The following is a 21,803-nucleotide window of genomic DNA, read 5'->3' as shown; positions in this document are numbered from 1 at the left end:
GGAAGAGAAACAAAAAAATAAAGAACAAAAAGAAGCTGATGAAAAACTAAAAGCCGAAGAGAAACAAAAGGCTAAAGAGCAAAAAGAAGCTGAGGATAAGCTAAAGGCCGAAGAAAAACAAAAAGATAAAGAACAAAAAGAAGCTGAGGAAAAACTAAAAGCCGAAGAGAAACAAAAGGCTAAAGAGCAAAAAGAAGCTGAGGATAAACTAAAAGCTGAAGAGAAGAAATTAGCTGAGGAACAAAAAAAGGCTGAAGAAAAACAAAAAGAGTTTACTTCTTATGCCCAAAACATCAGAGGCGGAAATTTTATTAAGGATATGAAACTTAATAATAAAGAAGCTGAAATTACATTCCACGATTCATTTGCATCTTATAAATCAGCAAAAGCAGATGGCAACGTTACTGAAGAGCTATATAAACAATATTTTTCGACTGGAGATGCTATTGAAAAAATGTTTGTAAGTGAACCTGCGAGATTACTAAGACAATTCCCAGATTTAAATGCTGTAAAAATGACTCTTCCATTTGAAGGAAAAATATACAATATCAACTTGGATAGAAAATCATTGAATTCACACTTAGGCTTTAAAATTGAAGATTTAAAAGTTGAAGACAAGTCTTGGGTCAAAAAGTTTAACGATCCATACGTATATAATAAGGCAAAACGTAAGGAGTTCTTCACGAAATTTGTTGTTGTTCAATAACCAATTCAAACACATGGCACAAGAAGCAATATTTGTTTCTGCCGTGTGTTTTCAACAATCACTTTGAGATTAACTTTTAAAAAGGAGACGCCATATGGAACAAATCAATAGCATAGTATCTTTATTCTCGGGGCGTGTTTGGCCATTTTTAGCTGCACTTGCTCCAATCATTGCCGTTATAATAACATATACTAGAAAAAATAATTTCGACTTAATTTTTGAAACAAAACAAACACGCTTTTTAGTCAAAATAACAAAGGTATTGTTACTATTATTATCTACATATCTTATATTCCAAATAGCTTCACTTTTATTCGCTTACGGATTAAAAGATATAAAAATTCTTTTGTCTAAAAACTTCAAGAATTTTATATCAGTTTCATTTGCTTTTGCTGTATTAATTACACTTATTTATTTGGCCCTAACAGGGATAAAATCTTTAATACCTAACAATTGGATTAAACCACTAAAAATTCTATCTTTTTTCACCAATAAAACTGGTTTTTTCCTATATTTCTATTTCTTTCTGGTAGCTCTATATGTACAAGCACTTTATTATCTATCTGCAACAAAAGACTTATTCGCGTTAAAGCTAAATCTAGAACAAATCAATAATCTTTTCCTTCAACCATTTATAATAATATTTTTCTTGATGGCGGTTTTATACTTCCACAATATTAATAAAGGTGGCTTTAAAAGTTATAATTATTCAATGAAGATAGTTGAGTATAAGGATATAAAACATCTTTCATTAATACACTTGTACACAAGAATCGAAAATGAATGGGTTCTGGTAGAGGAAAAAGACTTAAAAAAACAAAATGTAATTTATTTATTTAAACGAGATAGCGACAAATGGTATCAATATACAAAAATTGAAAGTTCTTCTTAAACTATGTTTAGAAGAACTTTTTCACTCTCACCTACTATATTTACTTCTTCTATTTCTCTACTTTTCGTATAATAACAAATAATAAGGAGGCCTAACCATGAAAACTGCAATCTATCTACGTAAGTCCCGTGCCGATCTCGAAGCCGAAGCACGTGGCGAAGGCGAAACTTTAGCAAAACACCGCACTACCCTGCTGAAAATTGCCAAGGAAATGAACTTAAATGTTTTATCTGTCCGTGAGGAGATCGTTTCTGGTGAGAGCTTAGTGAAACGCCCTGAGATGTTAGCGCTGCTTGAAGAAATTGAAGATAATAAATATGATGTTGTTCTTTGTATGGATATGGACCGTTTAGGTCGTGGCGGTATGAAAGAACAAGGAATCATTTTAGAGACGTTTAAACGCTCGAATACGAAGATTATGACACCTAGGAAGACTTATGACCTTAATGATGAGTGGGATGAAGAATACAGCGAATTTGAAGCGTTTATGGCACGTAAGGAGTTAAAGATTATTACACGCCGTATGCAACGAGGTCGTGTCGCTAGTGTAGAGGCTGGGAATTACCTTGGTACACATGCACCATTCGGATATGATATCCATCGCTTAAATAAGCGAGAACGTACGTTAACAATTAACCCAGAAGAAGCTTCTGTTGTAAGGATGATATTTGATTGGTATGCAAATGAGGATATGGGTGCTAGTGCAATTAGGAATAAGTTAAATGACCTTGGCTACAAAAGTAAGCTAGGTAATGAATGGAATCCTTATAGCATCTTAGATATATTAAAGAACAATGTGTACATCGGAAAAGTAACGTGGCAAAAACGAAAAGAAGTAAAGCGGCCTGATGCTGTAAAAAGAAGTTGTGCACGCCAAGATAAATCGGATTGGATTATTGCCGATGGTAAGCATGAGCCAATCATACCTGAAAGCTTGTTTGAGCAAGCACAAGAAAAATTAAATTCAAGATATCACGTTCCTTACAATACGAATGGTATTAAAAATCCACTAGCTGGTATTATTAAATGTAGTAAATGTGGTTATAGTATGGTCCAACGTTATCCGAAGAACCGAAAAGAAACGATGGATTGTAAGCACCGTGGTTGTGAAAACAAATCAAGCTATACTGAATTAATCGAGAAGCGTTTACTCGAGGCATTAAAAGAATGGTATATCAATTATAAAGCTGATTTTGAAGCACATAAGCAAGGTGACAAATTAAAAGAAACACAAGTTATTCAAATGAATGAAGCTGCATTAAGAAAGCTTGAGAAAGAATTAGTGGATGTCCAAAAACAAAAAAATAATTTACACGATTTATTAGAGCGTGGCGTTTACACCGTCGATATGTTTTTAGAACGTTCGCAAGTCATTTCCGACCGTATCAATGAAATTACTTCCACGATGGAAAACTTAAAGAAAGAAATTAAAACAGAAATTAAGAAGGAAAAAGTGAAGAAAGATACAATACCTCAAGTGGAGCATGTTCTTGATTTGTATTTTAAAACAGATGATCCCAAAAAGAAAAACAGCCTCCTAAAGTCGATTTTAGAAAAGGCCGTTTATAAGAAAGAAAAGTGGCAAAGGCTCGATGATTTCGAACTTGTGCTTTACCCTAAGCTCCCTCAAGATGGTGACATATAAGCGTTCGTGCTTTGTCGTCACCTTGTTGGTGTAATTAGATTTACTCCATTAAGCCCCAACGCATCATTCGTCGAAACAGCTAACACAACAGGCTTCCCATTTCTAAGCGTCGCTTTTGCTGCCATTAATACTGGAGAGTCTGTCATTGCATTTGCAAATTTACTCATCGAATTCCCTGTTAGTGGTGCAATCACCATGCAATCTAGTGGAATTTTCGGTCCTAGTGGCTCTGCGCCAACGATTGAATTAATTGCCTTAAAACCGGTTATTTCTTCGATCTTTTTAATCCATTCTTCCCCTTCGCCAAATCTAGTATTTGTTGATTGGACAGTATAAGAAACAACGGGACGTACTTCTGCACCTTCTGCAATTAACTTCTCTAAATGTGGCATAACTTCTTCATACGTACAATGTGACCCTGTAAATCCGAAACCAATTCGTTTTCCCTTCAAACTCATTTCTCATCATCCTCCTTTGCGATTGCATCTGCTATTAATAACTGAGAAAGAACATTCGCTAATATTTGTCCTGCTGTTTTCGGTGCAACAATCCCAGGAAGACCAGGTGCTAATAGTGCCTTCACTCCACGCTTCTCCGCATAGCGAAAGTCCGTGCCACCTGGCTTAGAAGCTAAATCAATAACTAGCGTATGAGCTGGCATTTTTGAAATAACATTCGCTGTCACAACGAGATGTGGAATTGTATTAATAACAATATCGATATTACCTACTTCTTTCTCTATGTCTTGCATATGAAAAGGAGAAAACATCATTTCTGTAATACGAGCAATATGTTCCGAACGTCTCGCTCCAACTTTGACATGTGCTCCTAATGATTGAAAGGCTCTTGCAACACTCATACCAGTTCTACCAAATCCTAAAACCATTACATTCGATCCATGAATTGTGTAATCAGTATGTTGAATAACCATCATTAGTGTACCTTCTACGGTCGGAATAGAGTTATAGATTGCAACATCATCACGATCAAATAATTTTACAAGTTTGCGATTTGTAGTAGCTACGAGATTTTCCAAGTAAGGTGTACCAATACCTGAATATATAGTGAAGTTTTCTGGCGTCTTTTCAATTTGTTCTTTCGTTATGGAAACTTTTTCATTTGAAAAAATAGTATCTACTTCTCCTCTGGCATTCGTCCCTGCAACCGGCAAAATAATCGCATCTAAAGAAGTGAAATTTAAATCTTGTATACTTTCCTTTGCTGCCCCTGTGAAGCCATGATCTAACTGTTCAAACCCTATTAATGAAAGTTTCGCGTCCAGTTCGACTAGCTTGCGAATTACTTCTAGCTGCCGTGCATCTCCTCCTATGACAGCAATATGCATCTCAGTCAACATTCCCTAATTCACCTTCTTTTTCTTTCATTTATAAGAAAAATGCCTACTTTTTCTTTTTCCTCCACATCATATGTAATGTACGCGTTTGAGGTGATTGAAAAACAAAAAGCACACGTGATTTATTTTCTTTATATAAAGATAAAAAAAAGACAACCAAAATGGTCATCTTTCACTATGATCTTGAATGGTTCGTAAGATCGCAAAGTATCATATCATTTCCAACCTTCTTTATTTTGCTCCATTCTACTCTCACTTCTTGCTGTTCTCTTTTAAAACCTCCCCATTTCCCAGCAGGTATAATAAGCGCTTGTATTTTTCCATCTCTCTCATCAATTTCTAAATCTGCATGACCTAAAACTCCCATTTTTTCTGCTCTTTCTAAATCCACAATCTCTTTGCCACTTAATTCACTTAAACGCATTAAATCTCCCCCTATCCTACTTTTTATGAAGGTTATCCTATAATAAGTACCTATTCTGCATATATAAAAAAAATAACCGTATCTCATATAAAAGAGATACGGTTATTTCCGAAAGCGAATGAATTACAAGATCGATTAAAGTTTCATTCCTTTTGGCAGTTTTCCATCCGGACTAATAAGTGCCGCAGAGAATTCATCGGTAAACATATTGCGAATTAACTCGTCTACATTTTGCTTTGTTACAGTGTTCACACTTTCAATAATCTCATCAAGAGAACGATGTTTACGAAGAAGCAATTCGTTTTTACCATTACGGCTCATACGACTATTCGTACTTTCTAAACTTAACATTAAGTTTCCTTTTAATTGTTCTTTACTGTTAACAAGCTCTTTTTCTGTAATACCTGTATTTTTCAACGTATTTAACGTTTCTTGCATTGTTTCATACAGTGTATCTAATTGTTTACTACCTGTTCCACCGTAAAGTGTTAACATACCTGTATCTTCATAAGAAGAATGGTAAGAAAATACTGAGTACGCTAACCCACGTTGCTCACGTACTTCTTGGAATAAACGGCTACTCATACTACCGCCTAAAACATTATTTAATACAATTAAGTTATAAATATCTTCGTGTCCCATTTGCAAGCCTTTATATCCTAAACATAAATGAGCTTGTTCTGTTTCCTTCTTACGTGCTACTTTATTGAAATGGAAAATTGGGCTATGTACTTGTTCACGATTTGTTGTCCCTTCGTAACTACCGAAATATTGCTCTACAGTTTGTAAAAATGCTTCATCAATATTCCCTGCAATTGATACAACAACATTTTCAGGTGTGTAATGATCTTTCATATATTGACGTAACGTATCACCTGTAAATGTTTCAAGCGTTTCTTCTGTTCCTAAAATAGGATATCCAAGCGGATGCGTTTCATATGTCGCTTTCGTTAACATATCATGCACAATATCATCTGGCGCATCTTCGTACATTTTTATTTCTTCAAATACAACATTCTTCTCTTTTTTCAGTTCTTCCTCATCAAATGTTGAATTAAAGAACATATCTGCTAAAACATCTAATGCATATTTAGCATGCTCATCTAGCACTTTCGCATAGTAACATGTATATTCTTTTGAAGTAAAAGCATTTACTTGTCCACCAATGCTATCAAATGATTCTGCAATCTCTCTTGCACTTCGCGTTTCTGTCCCTTTAAAGAACATATGTTCCAAAAAGTGCGAAACCCCATTATTTTTTTCATTTTCATTTCTTGAACCTGCGTGGATCCATATACCAATCGCAACCGAGCGTACAGTTGGTATATTCTCCATAACAATTCTTACACCATTTTTACACGTATATTTTTTAATCAAAAACTTTCCTCCTAATGCCAGTTTCTCTAAATAATTGCTATTATTTAATGATAACAAGTTTAGAGATGAATGTCATGCAAATGTATTTAATCCACACGTTTTTCATCTAGTAATTCTGTAATATTCCCCACTTTATATCCTTGTTCCTTTAAATTTTTAATCATAGTATCTAGCGCTTCTGTTGTAGATGAAGTAGGATGCATTAGCACAATAGCACCTGGATGTATTTTTCGCATTACTCTCTGCAATAGCACACCCGGTTCTGGCCGCTTCCAATCAATTGTATCTACAGTCCACATAATCGTCCCCATTTGGAAATCATCCGCTATTTTTACTACCTCATCCCGAAAGCTTCCACTTGGCGGAGCAAACCATCTCACTTTCTGATTTGTAGCTGCTTCTATCATTCGATTCGTTTTTTGTAATTGATCTCGTATTTCATCTGTAGACAGCGTTTTCATATTAGGGTGTGTGTAAGAATGATTTCCTACTTCTTGATTTGCATCGACAATCATTTTGGCAAATCGTAAGTTTTCTTTCACCCAGCGTCCTTCTAAAAAGAAAGTCGCCTTCACATCATGTTTTTTCAATATCTCTAATATACGTGGCAAATACTCATTACCCCAGGCCACATTAATTGTTAATCCCACCATCTTTTTATGTGGATGTCCTCGATAAATGGGAGCCGGTGGTAAATCTTCTAAGTGAACACTCGGTGATACTTCCTTAAATTCAAGTTGTTTTTGATCAAACTTCTTGATTTTCTTCATATTATTATAGGACGCTTCTATATCCACTTGTTTTCCATTATACCCAGGCGTCGCCTTCCAAATCTTATCAATCATCGCATTTTGCGGCATAATCTCATACTGTTTTACATGCTTTTGAATCTCTTCATGCAAGTTATCCTGCGCAAAAACGGAATAAGAGCCACAACCCATATATAAAGAAAATATAAATATGTACGCTAATATACGAGCTTTCATATAAACCCTCCCATTAACTATAAAAAAGAAACCATTTTCTTCTTATCTTTGTTAATTTGAGCGTTATGATGAAAACTATACCTATACTCACATAAAAATCTAAATGAATCACATTTTTTACATAACAAAAAAAGCCAGCTAAACTGGCTTTCACTTATTGTTGCTCTTGTGCGTTTTCTTCTTTAGCTGCTTCTTCTTTAGCTGCTTCTTTTTCTTGCTCTTCTTTTAGCAATACTTTTCTAGATAAGTTTACACGACCTTGTTTGTCAATCTCGATAACTTTAACTGAAATCTCATCACCGATTTTCACAACGTCTTCTACCTTACCTACACGCTCAAGTGCAAGTTCAGAAATGTGAACAAGTCCATCTTTACCGCTAAATAATTCAACGAACGCACCGAATTTTTCAACGCGTTTAACTTTTCCTAAGTAGATTTCGCCTACTTGTACTTCGCGAACGATATCTTCGATAATTTTCTTCGCTTTTTCATTCATCTCTTGATTAATTGATGAAATGAATACTGTGCCATCTTGCTCGATGTCAATTTTAACGCCAGTTTCTTCAATGATTTTATTGATCTGTTTACCACTTGGTCCAATAACATCACGAATTTTATCTGGGTTAATTGCCATTGTAATAATCTTCGGAGCATACGCAGATAACTCAATGCGAGGTTCCGCGATAACAGATAACATGTGATTTAAAATGTGCATACGACCAACTTTCGCTTGTTGTAATGCTTCTTCTAAAATCTCACGAGATAAACCATCGATTTTAATGTCCATTTGTAGTGCAGTTACACCTTTTGCAGTACCTGCTACTTTAAAGTCCATATCACCTAAATGGTCTTCCATTCCTTGAATATCTGTTAAAATTGTGTAATGCTCACCAGATTTCACTAGACCCATTGCAATACCAGCAACTGGTGCTTTAAGTGGTACACCCGCATCCATCATCGCTAATGTACTACCGCAAATACTCGCTTGTGAAGTTGAACCATTTGATTCTAATACTTCAGATACAAGACGAACTGTATATGGGAAATCCTTTTCAGATGGAAGTACAGGTTCAAGAGCACGTTCTCCTAGTGCACCGTGACCAATTTCACGACGACCTGGTCCACGCATTGGTCTTGTTTCACCAACACTAAATGAAGGGAAATTATAATGGTGCATAAAGCGTTTTGACTCTTCTACACCTAGACCATCTAAAATTTGCACATCGCCTAATGCACCTAATGTACAAATACTTAATGCTTGCGTTTGTCCACGTGTGAATAGACCAGAACCATGTGTACGAGATAAAATGCCAACCTCTGATGCTAAAGGACGAATTTCGTCACCTTTACGACCATCTGGGCGGATTTTTTCAACTGTAATAAGACGACGTACTTCTTCTTTTACAATTTTATATAAAATCTCACTTACTTGTCCTAATGTATCAGCATCAGCTTCCTGAGCTTCGTAATGCTCAATTACACGCTTTTTCACTACGCTAATTGCATCTTCACGTGCATGTTTTTCGTGCACTTGAATTGCAGAATGCATATCTGTCTCAGCCATTTCACGTACAGCTTGATTCAAATCAGCATCCACTTCATAAAGTTTCACTGCTGTTTTCTCTTTACCGACAGCTTGTACAATCTCTTCTTGGAATGCAATTAGACGTTTAATTTCATCGTGTCCAAACATAATTGCTTCTAACATTGTTTCTTCAGGTACTTGATCCGCTCCTGCTTCAACCATGTTAATTGCATCTTTCGTACCAGCTACAACAAGGTGCATATCACTTTGTTCTTGCTGTTCTACTGTTGGATTAATAACGAACTCGCCATTAATACGACCAACTGTCGCACCTGCGATTGGACCTTCAAATGGAATATCTGAAATAGATAATGCTAATGAAGAACCAAGCATAGCTGCCATCTCAGAAGAACAGTCTTGATCAACACTCATTACGATGCTGACAACTTGTACTTCATTACGGAAACCATCTGCGAAAAGTGGACGGATTGGACGGTCAATTAAACGACTTGCTAAAATTGCTTTTTCACTTGGACGGCCTTCGCGCTTAATAAAACCGCCTGGGATTTTTCCAACTGCATATAAACGCTCTTCATAGTTTACTGTAAGCGGGAAGAAATCTACATTTTTTGGCTCTTTTGATGCAGTTGCTGTAGATAGAACTGCTGTGTCGCCATATCTTACTAATACTGCTCCGTTTGCTTGTTTTGCAAGCTGACTTGTTTCAATTGTTAGCTGACGACCAGCTAAATCTATCGAGAAGACTTGCTTTTCCTGACTCATTTAAGTACCCCTCTCAATTTAAAATATTCAATTCTTCTATGTAAATGGGTAGTATATCACAATATTCTTTCCTCTAGTATTGCCGAAAATTAAGTAAGCTATAAAGAGTAGAAGATATATTTTTACCTAACAAAAAAGCGGGAATATTCCCGCTTCTTTGACTATCGACGTAAGCCAAGCTTTGTGATTAATTCACGGTAACGTGTGATATCGCTATTACGAAGGTAAGTAAGTAAGTTACGACGTTTACCAACCATCTTTAATAGACCACGACGTGAATGATGATCCTTCTTGTGAGTACGTAAGTGCTCGTTTAGAGTGTTAATTTGCTCCGTTAGGACAGCAATTTGAACCTCTGGAGAACCAGTATCAGTCTCATGAGTTCTAAATTGTGCAATGATTTCGTTTTTACGCTCTTGTGTTAAAGCCATCCTATTTCACCTCCTAATAATTAAACCCCCAGTTACCTAGCAAGCATCGGTGAGTCGCAATGCCAAGTAATGGTTGTCATAAAGTACATAACATAGAATACTACTTTTCATTTGAAAAAGCAAGTATATTCTTTACGCTCGCAAAATATTCTTCGGCAACCTTTTTATCTTGAGCGATTTGCGCAACTAACTCATCAATTCCATTAAACTTTTTTTCTTCTCTTATACGCATGTGCCATTCCACTGTAACACTTTGATCGTATATGTCTTTATTAAATTCAAATAGATGCACTTCAATAGATAATTGACGCTCATTCTCTTTGAAAGTTGGTTTATATCCGATATTACACACACCATCATACCATTCATCATGAACCTTCAACCTTACCGCATATACACCTACAGGTGGCAACAAATATTTATCACTTAAACCTACATTTGCAGTTGGAAAACCAATTTGACGTCCACGCTTATCACCGTGTACAACTGTTCCTTCTACCGTGTAAGCTCTCCCTAAAATAGATGGAATTTGTTCCATTTCACCGTTTCGAATTAACTTTCGTAATGAAGTAGAACTTACTTTTTCTTCTTGATATTCAACTTTTTCGATCACGGTCTGTGTAAACTCCCCTCTTGCATGAAATGGTAAAGTCTCCATCTTCCCTTTTCCTAAACGTCCATATGAATAATCAAAGCCTGCTACTACATGCTTTACATTTAAACCAATAATATACTCATCGACAAACTGCTGTGGTAATAATCCAGCAAATGGCTCATCGAATTTCACCACATATAAGATATCAATTCCTAAACTTGCGATGATTTCTTCTTTAAGGCGCATCGGTGTAATATACTCCACATGCGCTTCTTTTTTTCCTAATACAACAGATGGGTGTGGATGGAACGTCATGACAGCACTTTTACATCCTCTTTCATCCGCTATTTTTTTCGCTGTTCGAATCACACGTTGATGTCCTAAATGAATGCCATCAAAATATCCTAATGCCATTACAGTAGGTGGTAATTCTATTTTATTTTGTTCATGTGGATGAGTTAAATGAATAAGTTTCACGCTTGAATTCACCTTTTTCTGTAATAATCCTTCCAATAATTCATTATAGCTTTAGTTCTTGATTATTCACAAGTACTTTCATTGGCTTTAGCATTCCAGGGTGTTTTGGGTGATGCTCATAAATTGCTAAGCAACGATCATTTTTATCAAATACTGTAATAAATGGTGCTGTTGTTTCTAATTCATTCTTTAAGAACATACCGTTCTTTATTTTTTCAGCTTGCTTTTCATCTACAACCATTTTTGGAAACTTACTTAGCGCCTCATCAATTGAGATGAAAATAGACTCTACTGTTCCATTTTGCATGTTTTCTTCAATTTCTTCAAATGATATGCAATCTTCTAGTAAAAATTCACCAGATGCTGTTCTTACAAGGTGAGACATATGTGATGGAAATCCAAGTTTTTCACCTATCATTACTGCTAGTGTTCTTACATATGTTCCTTTACTACACGTTACACGGAAACGAAATGAAATATTTTCCCCTTCAAAAACTTCACGTTCATCAAGTAATACAAATTCATGAATTGTAATTGTACGAACTGGACGTTCAACTTCTTGTCCTGCTCTTGCATATTCGTATAGTTTTTTCCCGTTAACTTTTACAGCTGAGAACATCGGCGGCATTTGTTCAATTGTCCCTGTTAATTCCGCTAGTACCTCTTCTACTTCTTTACGTATAATGACACGATTTACATCTTGTTTCTCCACAACTTCACCAGAAGCATCTTCTGTTGTTGTTGAAAATCCTAATGTCACTTCACCTTCGTATGTTTTTGTTTCACTTGTTAAAAATTGCGCAATTTTTGTTGCACGCCCAACGCAAATAGGTAATACTCCTGTTACATCTGGATCCAGTGTCCCTGTATGACCAATTCGTTTCTCACGCAATATCTTTCTTAATTTGAACACACAATCATGTGATGTCATTCCCTTTGGCTTATGTAATAATACTACACCTTCCATATACTCACCTCATCGTTATTCTTTTATAGTAATTGCAATTATGCAAAACTTATTTCACATTGAAAAAATGGATAGACAAATGTCTATCCATTATTCTTCACGTTTACCGTCTTTATTAATTTGATGTAAAAGTGTATCAATTCGATGACCATATCCAATAGACTCATCAAACTCGAAGGAAATTTCCGGTGTTTTACGAAGACGAATACGTTGGCCAATTTCTGAACGAATAAAGCCTTTTGCCTTCGCTAAACCTTTTAATGTATTTTCTTTCTGTTCTTCGTCACCTAAAACAGAAATATATACTTTAGCAATTTGTAAATCTCCACTTACCTGTACATCTGTTACTGTAACAAATCCAATACGTGGGTCTTTAATTTTACGACTGATAATGTCGCCTAATTCTTTTTTCATTTGCTCGCCCACACGGTTCGCACGTAATTTCATAACTCTTCACCTCATTCAATACCATTCCAAATGTGTTATCGTACGTTCAATTTCAGGAAATGAATCGATATACTCAAGTACACGATTCATTTCTTTTTCACAGACAACACGATTTGAGGATACGGAAACAATTGCAATTTCTGTACGTTGCCATACATCTTGATGCCCAACTTCAGAAACAGCTACATTATAGCGCTGTTTCACACGAGTTAACACACGTTGCAAAATTGCTCGTTTCTCTTTTAAAGAATGCACATCGTAAATCATACACTCGAATGAGAGTGAAGCGATAATCATCGCTTCACTTCTTCCATAACGTATGCTTCAATGATGTCCCCTTCTTTAAGATCATTATATCTCTCAATTGTAATACCACACTCATAGTTTTGTGCAACTTCTTTTACGTCGTCTTTGAAACGTTTTAACGTATCAAGTTTTCCTTCGAAGACTACTACGCCATCACGGATAATACGAACGCCACTATCACGTGTAATTTTACCGTCTATTACGTAACAACCTGCGATTGTTCCAACTTTTGTTACTTTGAATGTTTGACGAACTTCCGCTTGACCGATTACTTTTTCTTCGAATTCTGGATCCAGCATACCTTGCATTGCTGATTCAATTTCTTCGATTACTTTATAGATAATACGGTGTAAACGAACATCAACTTTCTCTAATTCAGCTGTACGCTTCGCATTCACATCAGGGCGTACGTTAAATCCAATTACAATTGCATTAGATGCAGAAGCTAAAATAATATCAGATTCTGTAATCGCACCTACGCCTGTATGGATAATTTTCACTTTTACGCCTTCAACATCAATTTTACGAAGTGATGCTGCCATTGCTTCTACAGAACCTTGTACGTCTGCTTTCACAATTAAGTTAATTTCTTTTACATCGCCCTCTTGGATTTGTTGGAATAAATCTTCCAGGCTGAATTTAGATTTCTCACCACGTTGTGCAACTAGCGCTTCTTGTGCACGTGATTCACCGATCTGACGAGCTTTCTTCTCATCAGCGAATGCCATGAAACGATCTCCCGCTTGTGGCACTTCATTTAAACCTGTAATTTCAACAGGAGTTGACGGACCAGCAACTTTTACACGACGACCAATATCACTTACCATTGCACGAACACGACCGAATGATGTTCCAACAACAATTGGATCTCCAACTCGAAGTGTACCGTTTTGAACAAGTAATGTCGCGATAGTTCCTTTACCTTTATCAAGCTGTGCTTCAATTACAGTACCAGCTGCATAGCGATTTGGATTTGCTTTATATTCTTCTACTTCACTCACAAGAAGGATCATTTCTAGTAAGTTGTCAATTCCCTCGCCTTGAATCGCAGAAATTGGTACGAAAATCGTGTCTCCGCCCCAAGCTTCTGGAACTAATTCATATTCTGTTAATTCTTGCATTACACGATCAGGATTTGCCGCTGGTTTATCCATTTTATTCACAGCAACAATAATTGGTACTCCAGCTGCTTTCGCATGGCTAATCGCTTCAACTGTTTGTGGCATAACACCGTCATCAGCTGCAACAACAAGAATTGTAATATCTGTTACTTGTGCACCACGAGCACGCATTGTTGTAAATGCCGCGTGACCTGGTGTATCTAAGAACGTAATTTTCTTATCATTTACATCAACTTGGTATGCACCGATATGCTGAGTAATTCCACCAGCTTCGCCAGCAGTTACTTTTGAATTACGGATAGAGTCAAGCAATGTTGTTTTACCATGGTCAACGTGTCCCATAATTGTAACAACAGCTGGACGTTCTTTTAAGTTTTCTTCATCATCTTGCTCATCGATGAATGTTTCAAATTCAGTTTCACTTACAACTACTTCTTCTTCTACTTCAATACCGTAATCAGTAGCAATTAACTCAATTGTATCTTTATCTAAGTCTTGGTTAATTGTCGCCATAATTCCTAGCATGAAGAGCTTTTTAATAATTTCAGATGGCTCTTTGCTTAACTTTTTAGCAAGGTCACCTACTGTAAGGCTTCCAGAGAAAGTGATTTTATCTGGTGTTTCTACTATTGGTGTTTGTTGTCTTCCAGCAAAGTTATCTTGACGTTTATCTTCATTTGCTTTGCCTTTTTTCTTATTCTTATTGCTGTTCTTTTTACTGCGAACAACTTTCTCTTCTACTTCAAACTCATCTGCAACAGAAGGTTTTTCCGCTCCAGCGCTATATTGATTATCTAATTTGTTTACTACTTCATCTTCTAACATTGTCATATGATTCGAAACCTCGATATTCATCTCTTTTAGTTTTGTCATAAGATCTTTACTTGAGATATTATTTTTTTTTGCATATTCATGTACTCGAATTTTACTCATACCTTCACCCCCGGTAATTTGTATCGAGCATGCTACGTAGCTTTTTCGCAAAGCCTTCATCTAAAACAGCTACAACGACTCGCTCGTCTCTCCCAATCGCATGCCCTAATTGTTGTCGATTTTCGACTTTTCTCATTGGTATGTTGTAGTACGTGGTTTTATCAATGATACGTTTTGTAGTGTTCGCTGACGCATCTTCAGAAAGCAATACTAGCTTTGCTTTGCCACTTCGTACTTCTTTTAAAACGAGTTCTTCACCCGAAATAATTTTTCGAGCGCGGTTTGCTAGTCCTAAAAATGATTTCCAATCAGACACTTATTTCGACTCCTTCTCAACAAGCTCAAGAAGCTCTTCGTACAGAGAACTGTCGATTTTCGCTTTTAGATGATGTTCCAAAATGTTTTTCTTTTGGGCTTGAATAATGCTTTCTTTATCTTTTGATAAATATGCACCTCGTCCTGATTTTTTTCCTGATAAATCAATAGACACTTCGCCCTCTTTGGAACGAACAATGCGAACTAGCTCTCGTTTTGATTTCATCTCTTGCGTCGCAATGCATTTTCGTAACGGAACTTTTCGATTGCTCATACTCATCACCTCTATTCGATTTCGTCTTCAGCTGAATCGAATCCGAATGCGATTACGCTATCTTCTTCTGTCACAATACCAAGTTGTTTCGCATCAGACTCACTTTTAATATCAATTTTCCAGCCTGTTAATTTAGCTGCAAGACGCGCATTTTGTCCACGCTTACCAATCGCTAATGAAAGCTGGTGGTCTGGAACAACAACAGTTGTTGCTTTCTCTGCTTCATCTACAAGTACTTTAACAACCTGTGATGGACTTAAAGCATTTGCAACATATTCAACTGGGTCATTCGACCAGCGAACGATGTCAATCTTTTCACCTTTTAGTTCATCTACAACGCGTTGTACACGTTGTCCTTTCGGTCCTACACAAGAACCTACTGGATCAACATCGATATTCTCTGCATATACAGAAATTTTAGAACGGTCGCCTGCTTCACGTGCTACAGAGCGAATTTCTACAGTTCCATCATAAATTTCTGGAACTTCCATTTCGAATAAACGTTTTAAAAGACCAGGATGTGTACGTGATACGTAAATTTGTGGTCCTTTTGTTGTCTTTTCTACTTTTGTAATAAATACGCGAATACGATCATGTGGTTTATATTGCTCATTTGGCATTTGCTCACTTACAGGTAATAAAGCTTCTACTTTACCTAAGCTTACATAGATGAAACGAGCATCTTGGCGCTGTACAATACCAACCATAATGTCTTCTTCACGATCACTAAATTCTGAATAAATTACACCACGTTCCGCCTCACGAACTCGTTGTGTTACAACTTGTTTTGCAGTTTGTGCTGCAATACGACCAAAATCTTTTGGCGTTACTTCAATTTCTAGTACGTCACCATCTTGGTAGTTTGGATTAATTTGTCTTGCCTCTTCTACAGAGATTTCAAGACGTGGATCAAACACATTATCTACAACGTCCTTACGTGCTAAAACTTGAATTGTTCCCACTTCTGGGTTAAAGCTCACACGAACGTTTTGTGCTTGGTTAAAATTGCGTTTATAAGCAGAGATTAATGCTGCTTCAATCGCATCAATAATAATATCTTTGCTAATACCTTTTTCTGACTCTAATACGAGCAAAGCATCTAACAACTCAGTGCTCATGAAGATCCCCCTTCTTACTAAAACGTAACAGCAAGTCGCGCATTTGCAACTTTATCCATTGGAATTTGGATTTCTTTTTTACGTGTTTTAATTGTTAATAGTAGTGTAATTGTAGTACCGTCGTAGGAAAGTAGCTTTCCTTCAAACATCTTCTCACCATCAATCGGCTTATATGTTTTAATTGCCACTTGTTTTCCTACCGCTTGCTGGAAGTCTTTCTCTTTCTTTAATGGGCGTTCCGCTCCAGGAGATGATACATCCAAAAAGTAAAGATGAGGAATTGGATCCTCTTTATCTAAAGCTTCGCTTAAACGTTCACTTACCGCACCGCATTCTTCAATTTCGACTCCCTTTTCAGAATCAATGAATACGCGTAAGAACCAGTCTTGTCCTTCTTGCACATACTCTACATCTACAAGTTCAAGATTTAACTCTTCAACGATTGGCTGCGCAAATGCTTCTACAATTTCTGTGACTTTCTTATCCATAAACAGCCTCCTTCCTGCCGCCATGTACCATTTACAAGAAAAGATCCCGTTCATAAAGACGGTCTATCTTATTCTTTCTCGTTAGCTAACAAAAGCCCCTGCCGTTAAGCAGGGAATATCTGTCTTAGTATTACCAAATTTAAGAAGTAAAACTTGTAACAAAATATGTATATACGACAGAAATATCATTACTATCTACATAAGCAAAATGTAGATAGTAACACGAAAGAGTGGGTTTCCCCACTCTCTTTTTCACAAAATATACATGACATGGTTATCTCGGTTTATAGTATACCATAGCAAATGTTGATTTGCAAAGATTTTTCCTACCTATTAGAACAGTGACAATTGGTTTTGATCCGGTAAATCTCCTAGACAACCTTGACCATCTAAATACTCAATAATCGTTTTAGAAACCTTACTGCGCTGCTGTAAGTCTTCTTTTGATAAGAAATCACCATTTTTACGAGCTTCAACAATACTGAAAGCTGCGTTTGTACCAAGACCAGGAACTGCATTAAATGGAGGAATTAAAGTATCCCCATCAATTATAAATTCGGTTGCATGCGAGCGGTATAAATCAACCTTTTGGAATGAATAACCACGCTCACACATTTCAAGCGTCATTTCTAGTACCGTTAATAAACTCTTCTCTTTCGGTGCTGCATCCAATCCTTTTTGTGCAATTTCGTCAATTTTTACACGTATGGATGCTGAACCTTTCGCCATCGCCTCTACATCAAAGTCATCTGCACGAACTGTAAAATATGCCGCATAGAATAAAAGTGCGAAATGTACTTTAAAGTATGCAATACGTACAGCCATAAGTACGTAAGCAGCCGCATGGGCTTTAGGGAACATGTACTTAATCTTCTTACATGAATCAATATACCAACCTGGTACATTGTTATTTCTCATTTCCTCTTCCCATTCTTCTGGTACACCTTTACCTTTACGCACCGACTCCATGATTTTGAAGGCTAATGATGGATCCAAGCCTTGATAAATTAAATATACCATGATGTCATCACGACAACCGATAACTTCACTCAGTGTACACGTACCGTTATAAATTAATTCATTCGCATTACCTAACCATACATCTGTACCATGGGACAGTCCAGAAATTTGGACAAGCTCTGAAAACGTCGTTGGTTTCGTTTCTTCTAACATTTGTCTTACGAATTTCGTACCAAACTCTGGTATACCAAGTGTACCTGTTTTACAGTTAATTTGTTCTTCCGTTACCCCTAAAGACTCTGGACCAGAGAAAATTTTCATTACTTCTGGATCATCCGTTGGGATTGTTTTCGGGTCAATACCACTTAAATCTTGAAGCATACGAATAACAGTCGGATCATCGTGTCCTAATATATCAAGTTTCAATAAATTATCATGAATTGAGTGGAAGTCAAAGTGCGTTGTTCTCCACTCAGCACCTATTGAATCAGCCGGAAACTGAATTGGTGAAAAGTCAAAAATATCCATGTAATCTGGTACAACGATAATACCACCTGGATGCTGTCCGGTCGTACGCTTTACACCTGTACATCCCGCAACTAAGCGATCAATCTCTGCATTTCGAATTGTTAAGTTATGATCATTAGCATAACCTTTCACATACCCATAAGCGGTTTTTTCCGCAACCGTACCAATTGTTCCTGCGCGGTATACATAATCTTCACCGAACAGTAATTTCGTATAGTTATGGGCGCGTGGTTGGTATTCTCCGGAGAAATTCAAATCGATATCCGGTACCTTATCCCCTTTAAATCCAAGGAACGTTTCGAAAGGAATGTCATGCCCATCTTTCACATATGGAACATTACATGTTGGGCATTCTTTATCTGGTAAATCAAAACCAGAACCTACAGAACCGTCATTAAAGAACTCTGATTGTTTACACTTTGGACATACATAGTGCGGTGGTAATGGGTTTACTTCTGTAATTTCCATCATCGTTGCAACAAATGATGAACCTACCGATCCACGCGAACCTACTAGATAACCGTCCACTAACGATTTTTTCACAAGCTTATGTGAAATTAAATAAATAACAGCGAATCCATGTCCAATAATACTTTTCAATTCTTTTTCCAAACGAGCTTCTACAATTTCCGGTAGTTCATCTCCATAGATACTTCTTGCCATTATATAGCTCATATCACGTGTTTCATCATCAGCACCTTCAATTTTCGGTGTGTATAAATCATCTTTTACTGGACGAACATCACCAATTAATGATGCGATCTTGTTTGTATTTGTCACAACAATTTCTTTTGCTTTGTCTTCACCTAAGAATGAAAAACAATCTAGCATTTCATTTGTTGTACGGAAATGTACAGGCGGTAATGAATGGCGATTTAACGGATTAGCTCCTCCCTGCGAACTGACTAAAATTTTCCGATATATCGCGTCCTCTGGATCTAAATAATGCACATTCCCAGTAGCAACAACTGGCTTATCTAACGTCTCACCTAGTTTTACTAAGTTAGAAATTATTGTTTTTAACTGTCCTTCATCTCGAACGAGTTCACGTTCCACTAAATGACGTAACACTTCTGGAGGCATAACCTCAATGTAATCATAAAACTGTGCAATTTCTTCTACTTCTTCAGGCGCTTTTTGCATCATAGCTTCAAATACTTCACCTTTGTCACAAGCTGTTCCTACTAAAATGCCTTCGCGATATTTTTTTAATAGTGACCGTGGTACACGTGGTACACGATAAAAGTAATTCAGGTGAGAATATGAAACAAGTTTATATAAGTTTTTCAACCCAACATCTGATGTGGCAAGTAACGTCATATGACTTGGACGCCCACGTTTATACGCATCCCCTTGTCCCATACTATCGTTTAGTTGATCGTGATATTCAAATCCCTTTTCAATCACATCTTTTAACATCTTCACAAGTAAATATCCCGTTGCTTCTGTATCATAAATCGCACGGTGATGTTGCGTTAATTCAATATCAAGCTTTTTACACATCGTATTTAATCGATGATTTTTCATTTCTGGGAATAAGAACCGTGCAAGTTCTAACGTATCAATAACTGGATTTTTCGTTTTTTCTATCCCAGCCTTTTTAAAACCTACGTTAATAAAGCCCATATCGAAGCTTGCGTTATGAGCAACAAGTGTATGGTCACCCATCCATTCCTCAAACTTTTTAAACACTTCGTCCACTTCTGGTGCATCAGTTAACATATCATCTGTAATGCCTGTTAATTCAATAATCGTCGCCGATAATGGTTGATGAGGATTTGCGAAAGATTCAAAGCGATCAATAATTTCTCCACCTTTTATCTTTACAGCAGCTAACTCAATGACTGTATCATATACAGCAGATAACCCTGTTGTCTCAACGTCAAAGACAACATATGTTTCTTCTGCAAGTAGACGATGCGCTTCGTTATATGCTATCGGCACACCATCATTAACTAAATTTGCTTCTACACCATATAGAACTTTAACTCCAGCCTTTTTACCAGCAGAATATGCTTCCGGGAACGACTGTGCAACAGCATGGTCTGTAACTGCAATAGCCTCATGCCCCCATTTTCCGGCTTGGGCAACGAGCTTAGAAACAGAAGTAACAGCATCCATTTGACTCATTGGAGTATGAAGATGAAGTTCTACTCTTTTTTCCCCTTCTTTTGCTTTATCTTTACGAGAAGGTCCCGTTATTTCATTTATATCATTTGCGATCATAACTAAATCGCGCACGAATGTATCATTTTGAACTGAACCACGCGCTTTTACCCAAGTTCCTTTTTTCAAGGATTGTAGCATCGGGATATCTTCTTTATCACGTGAGAACATCTTAATCATAATAGAGTCCGTATAGTCAGTTATCTTTAAAGTTAATAATGTACGTCCACTACGAAGTTCTTTCGTCTCTACATGGAAAACATACCCTTGAACGGTTTTTCTTCTTTCTTCATCTTGAATTTCACGCAGCGGCGTAATCTCTTCATCTGGCTTAATAAGATAACCAAGCACAACTGGTCCTTCATGAACAACATCACTTTCTTCAGCTTGCCTTTTAGCCATCTCTTCCATAGCCTGTATAACTCGTTGACGATCTTCTTCCTGTGTTTGCTCACGAAACTTTTGCATTTCTTCTGCATTTTGCTTTATATGTGTGTCTAACTGAAAACGCGGGAATCCAAAAGCTTCGTATTGATCACCTACTGGTTTCGCAACGTTTTTCTTTAAAGTAGTAGATTCCAACTCATTATTCACATTTAATAGCAACTTCACGCCATTGACCTGCGGAAGTTGCTTCTTTAAGTACGCGAACATAGGTGAAAATGTAATTCGTTCTGTACAAAGCGGCCAATATGCCTTCACTTCTTCTTCTGTAAATTGTTTATTCTCTGCTTCTAATGCAAATGTTGTTCTTGCAATATGAGAAAATGATTGCTTAAGCTTTGTTTCTAGCAACTCATATAATTCTGTCGGCAAAATACGTGGCACTTGTAAGTCAAAATGCCAACTTTTATTCGCTTTATCAATAACTAGCTTTTCAATACCACCGCCATGTAAATATTGATTTATAAGGTCTTCTGGTATTTGCAACTGTTGGAGCAAAATTTGAAATCGCTCTTGTTGTTCATTTGTTAATGACATAAGC

18 protein-coding genes and 1 pseudogene are annotated in these 21,803 nt (G+C 36.7%); 2 read left to right on the top strand and 17 right to left on the bottom strand.

The genetic code is table 11. The annotated features are described in order from the left end of the window. Positions 1-800: 800 nt before the first annotated feature. The gene (locus DET63_RS11835) at positions 801-1,598 is read left to right on the top strand and encodes a hypothetical protein (protein WP_113936809.1); all 798 of its coding nucleotides are present in this window, start codon (positions 801-803) and stop codon (positions 1,596-1,598) included. Between the two features lie 97 nt (positions 1,599-1,695). Further along, on the top strand, positions 1,696-3,243 hold the full coding sequence (locus DET63_RS11830) for a recombinase family protein (protein WP_113936808.1): 1,548 nt from the start codon (positions 1,696-1,698) through the stop codon (positions 3,241-3,243). A gap of 32 nt (positions 3,244-3,275) precedes the next feature. Here the strand turns inward: DET63_RS11830 and dpaB are convergent. From dpaB to DET63_RS11745, 17 genes and pseudogenes are all read right to left on the bottom strand, one after another. After that, positions 3,276-3,701, bottom strand: a pseudogene (dpaB, locus tag DET63_RS11825) (dipicolinate synthase subunit B); the annotation flags it as partial. Beyond that, a complete protein-coding gene (gene dpaA, locus DET63_RS11820) occupies positions 3,698-4,600 on the bottom strand; it encodes a dipicolinic acid synthetase subunit A (RefSeq protein WP_002128797.1) in 903 nt (300 codons plus the stop codon). The gene dpaA and the pseudogene dpaB, both read right to left, overlap by 4 nt. A 172-nt stretch (positions 4,601-4,772) precedes the next feature. Next, the gene (locus DET63_RS11815) at positions 4,773-5,021 is read right to left on the bottom strand and encodes a YlmC/YmxH family sporulation protein (RefSeq protein WP_002014571.1); all 249 of its coding nucleotides are present in this window, start codon (positions 5,019-5,021) and stop codon (positions 4,773-4,775) included. A 135-nt stretch (positions 5,022-5,156) separates the two neighbouring features. Beyond that, on the bottom strand, positions 5,157-6,398 hold the full coding sequence (locus DET63_RS11810; protein WP_113936807.1) for a M16 family metallopeptidase: 1,242 nt from the start codon (positions 6,396-6,398) through the stop codon (positions 5,157-5,159). Between the two features lie 86 nt (positions 6,399-6,484). Next, a complete protein-coding gene (locus DET63_RS11805) occupies positions 6,485-7,384 on the bottom strand; it encodes a polysaccharide deacetylase family protein (RefSeq protein WP_113936806.1) in 900 nt (299 codons plus the stop codon). Positions 7,385-7,538: 154 nt separating this feature from the next. Then, the gene (gene pnp, locus DET63_RS11800) at positions 7,539-9,692 is read right to left on the bottom strand and encodes a polyribonucleotide nucleotidyltransferase (protein WP_113936805.1); all 2,154 of its coding nucleotides are present in this window, start codon (positions 9,690-9,692) and stop codon (positions 7,539-7,541) included. Positions 9,693-9,853: 161 nt separating this feature from the next. After that, complete coding sequence (gene rpsO, locus DET63_RS11795; RefSeq protein WP_001229392.1) at positions 9,854-10,123, bottom strand: 30S ribosomal protein S15; 270 nt, start codon at positions 10,121-10,123, stop codon at positions 9,854-9,856. Positions 10,124-10,223: 100 nt separating this feature from the next. Then, positions 10,224-11,195 carry a bifunctional riboflavin kinase/FAD synthetase gene (gene ribF, locus DET63_RS11790; RefSeq protein WP_113936804.1) on the bottom strand — a complete coding sequence of 324 codons (972 nt, stop codon included), beginning with the start codon at positions 11,193-11,195 and terminating at the stop codon, positions 10,224-10,226. 43 nt (positions 11,196-11,238) lie between these two features. Continuing rightward, positions 11,239-12,162 carry a tRNA pseudouridine(55) synthase TruB gene (gene truB, locus DET63_RS11785; protein WP_113936803.1) on the bottom strand — a complete coding sequence of 308 codons (924 nt, stop codon included), beginning with the start codon at positions 12,160-12,162 and terminating at the stop codon, positions 11,239-11,241. Positions 12,163-12,252: 90 nt separating this feature from the next. Next, positions 12,253-12,609: a 30S ribosome-binding factor RbfA gene (gene rbfA, locus DET63_RS11780; RefSeq protein WP_002146104.1), complete on the bottom strand. Its 357-nt coding sequence runs from the start codon at positions 12,607-12,609 to the stop codon at positions 12,253-12,255. Positions 12,610-12,624: 15 nt separating this feature from the next. After that, positions 12,625-12,906 (bottom strand): DUF503 domain-containing protein, encoded by a 282-nt coding sequence (locus tag DET63_RS11775; protein WP_002088157.1) that lies wholly within the window; start codon positions 12,904-12,906, stop codon positions 12,625-12,627. Beyond that, on the bottom strand, positions 12,903-14,969 hold the full coding sequence (infB, locus tag DET63_RS11770; protein ID WP_002014558.1) for a translation initiation factor IF-2: 2,067 nt from the start codon (positions 14,967-14,969) through the stop codon (positions 12,903-12,905). Before infB ends, DET63_RS11775 begins: the two co-directional genes overlap by 4 nt. A 4-nt stretch (positions 14,970-14,973) precedes the next feature. Beyond that, on the bottom strand, positions 14,974-15,285 hold the full coding sequence (locus DET63_RS11765; RefSeq protein WP_001286519.1) for a YlxQ family RNA-binding protein: 312 nt from the start codon (positions 15,283-15,285) through the stop codon (positions 14,974-14,976). Next, positions 15,286-15,558, bottom strand: coding sequence for an RNase P modulator RnpM (gene rnpM, locus DET63_RS11760; protein ID WP_002088161.1), 273 nt, complete (start codon positions 15,556-15,558; stop codon positions 15,286-15,288). An 11-nt stretch (positions 15,559-15,569) separates the two neighbouring features. Then, entirely contained in the window at positions 15,570-16,676 is a 1,107-nt protein-coding gene (nusA, locus tag DET63_RS11755; RefSeq protein ID WP_002014554.1) for a transcription termination factor NusA, read from the bottom strand. A gap of 17 nt (positions 16,677-16,693) precedes the next feature. Further along, entirely contained in the window at positions 16,694-17,164 is a 471-nt protein-coding gene (rimP, locus tag DET63_RS11750) for a ribosome maturation factor RimP (protein WP_002146103.1), read from the bottom strand. 333 nt (positions 17,165-17,497) lie between these two features. Further along, on the bottom strand, positions 17,498-21,799 hold the full coding sequence (locus tag DET63_RS11745) for a PolC-type DNA polymerase III (RefSeq protein ID WP_088034484.1): 4,302 nt from the start codon (positions 21,797-21,799) through the stop codon (positions 17,498-17,500). Positions 21,800-21,803: the final 4 nt, after the last annotated feature.

It is taken from the genome of Bacillus sp. DB-2 (assembly GCF_003315125.1).
GTDB classification, from domain to species: Bacteria; Bacillota; Bacilli; order Bacillales; family Bacillaceae_G; genus Bacillus_A; species Bacillus_A mycoides.
Note: the sequence above shows the minus strand (reverse complement) of the source record. Positions and strands in the feature narration are given on the sequence as shown.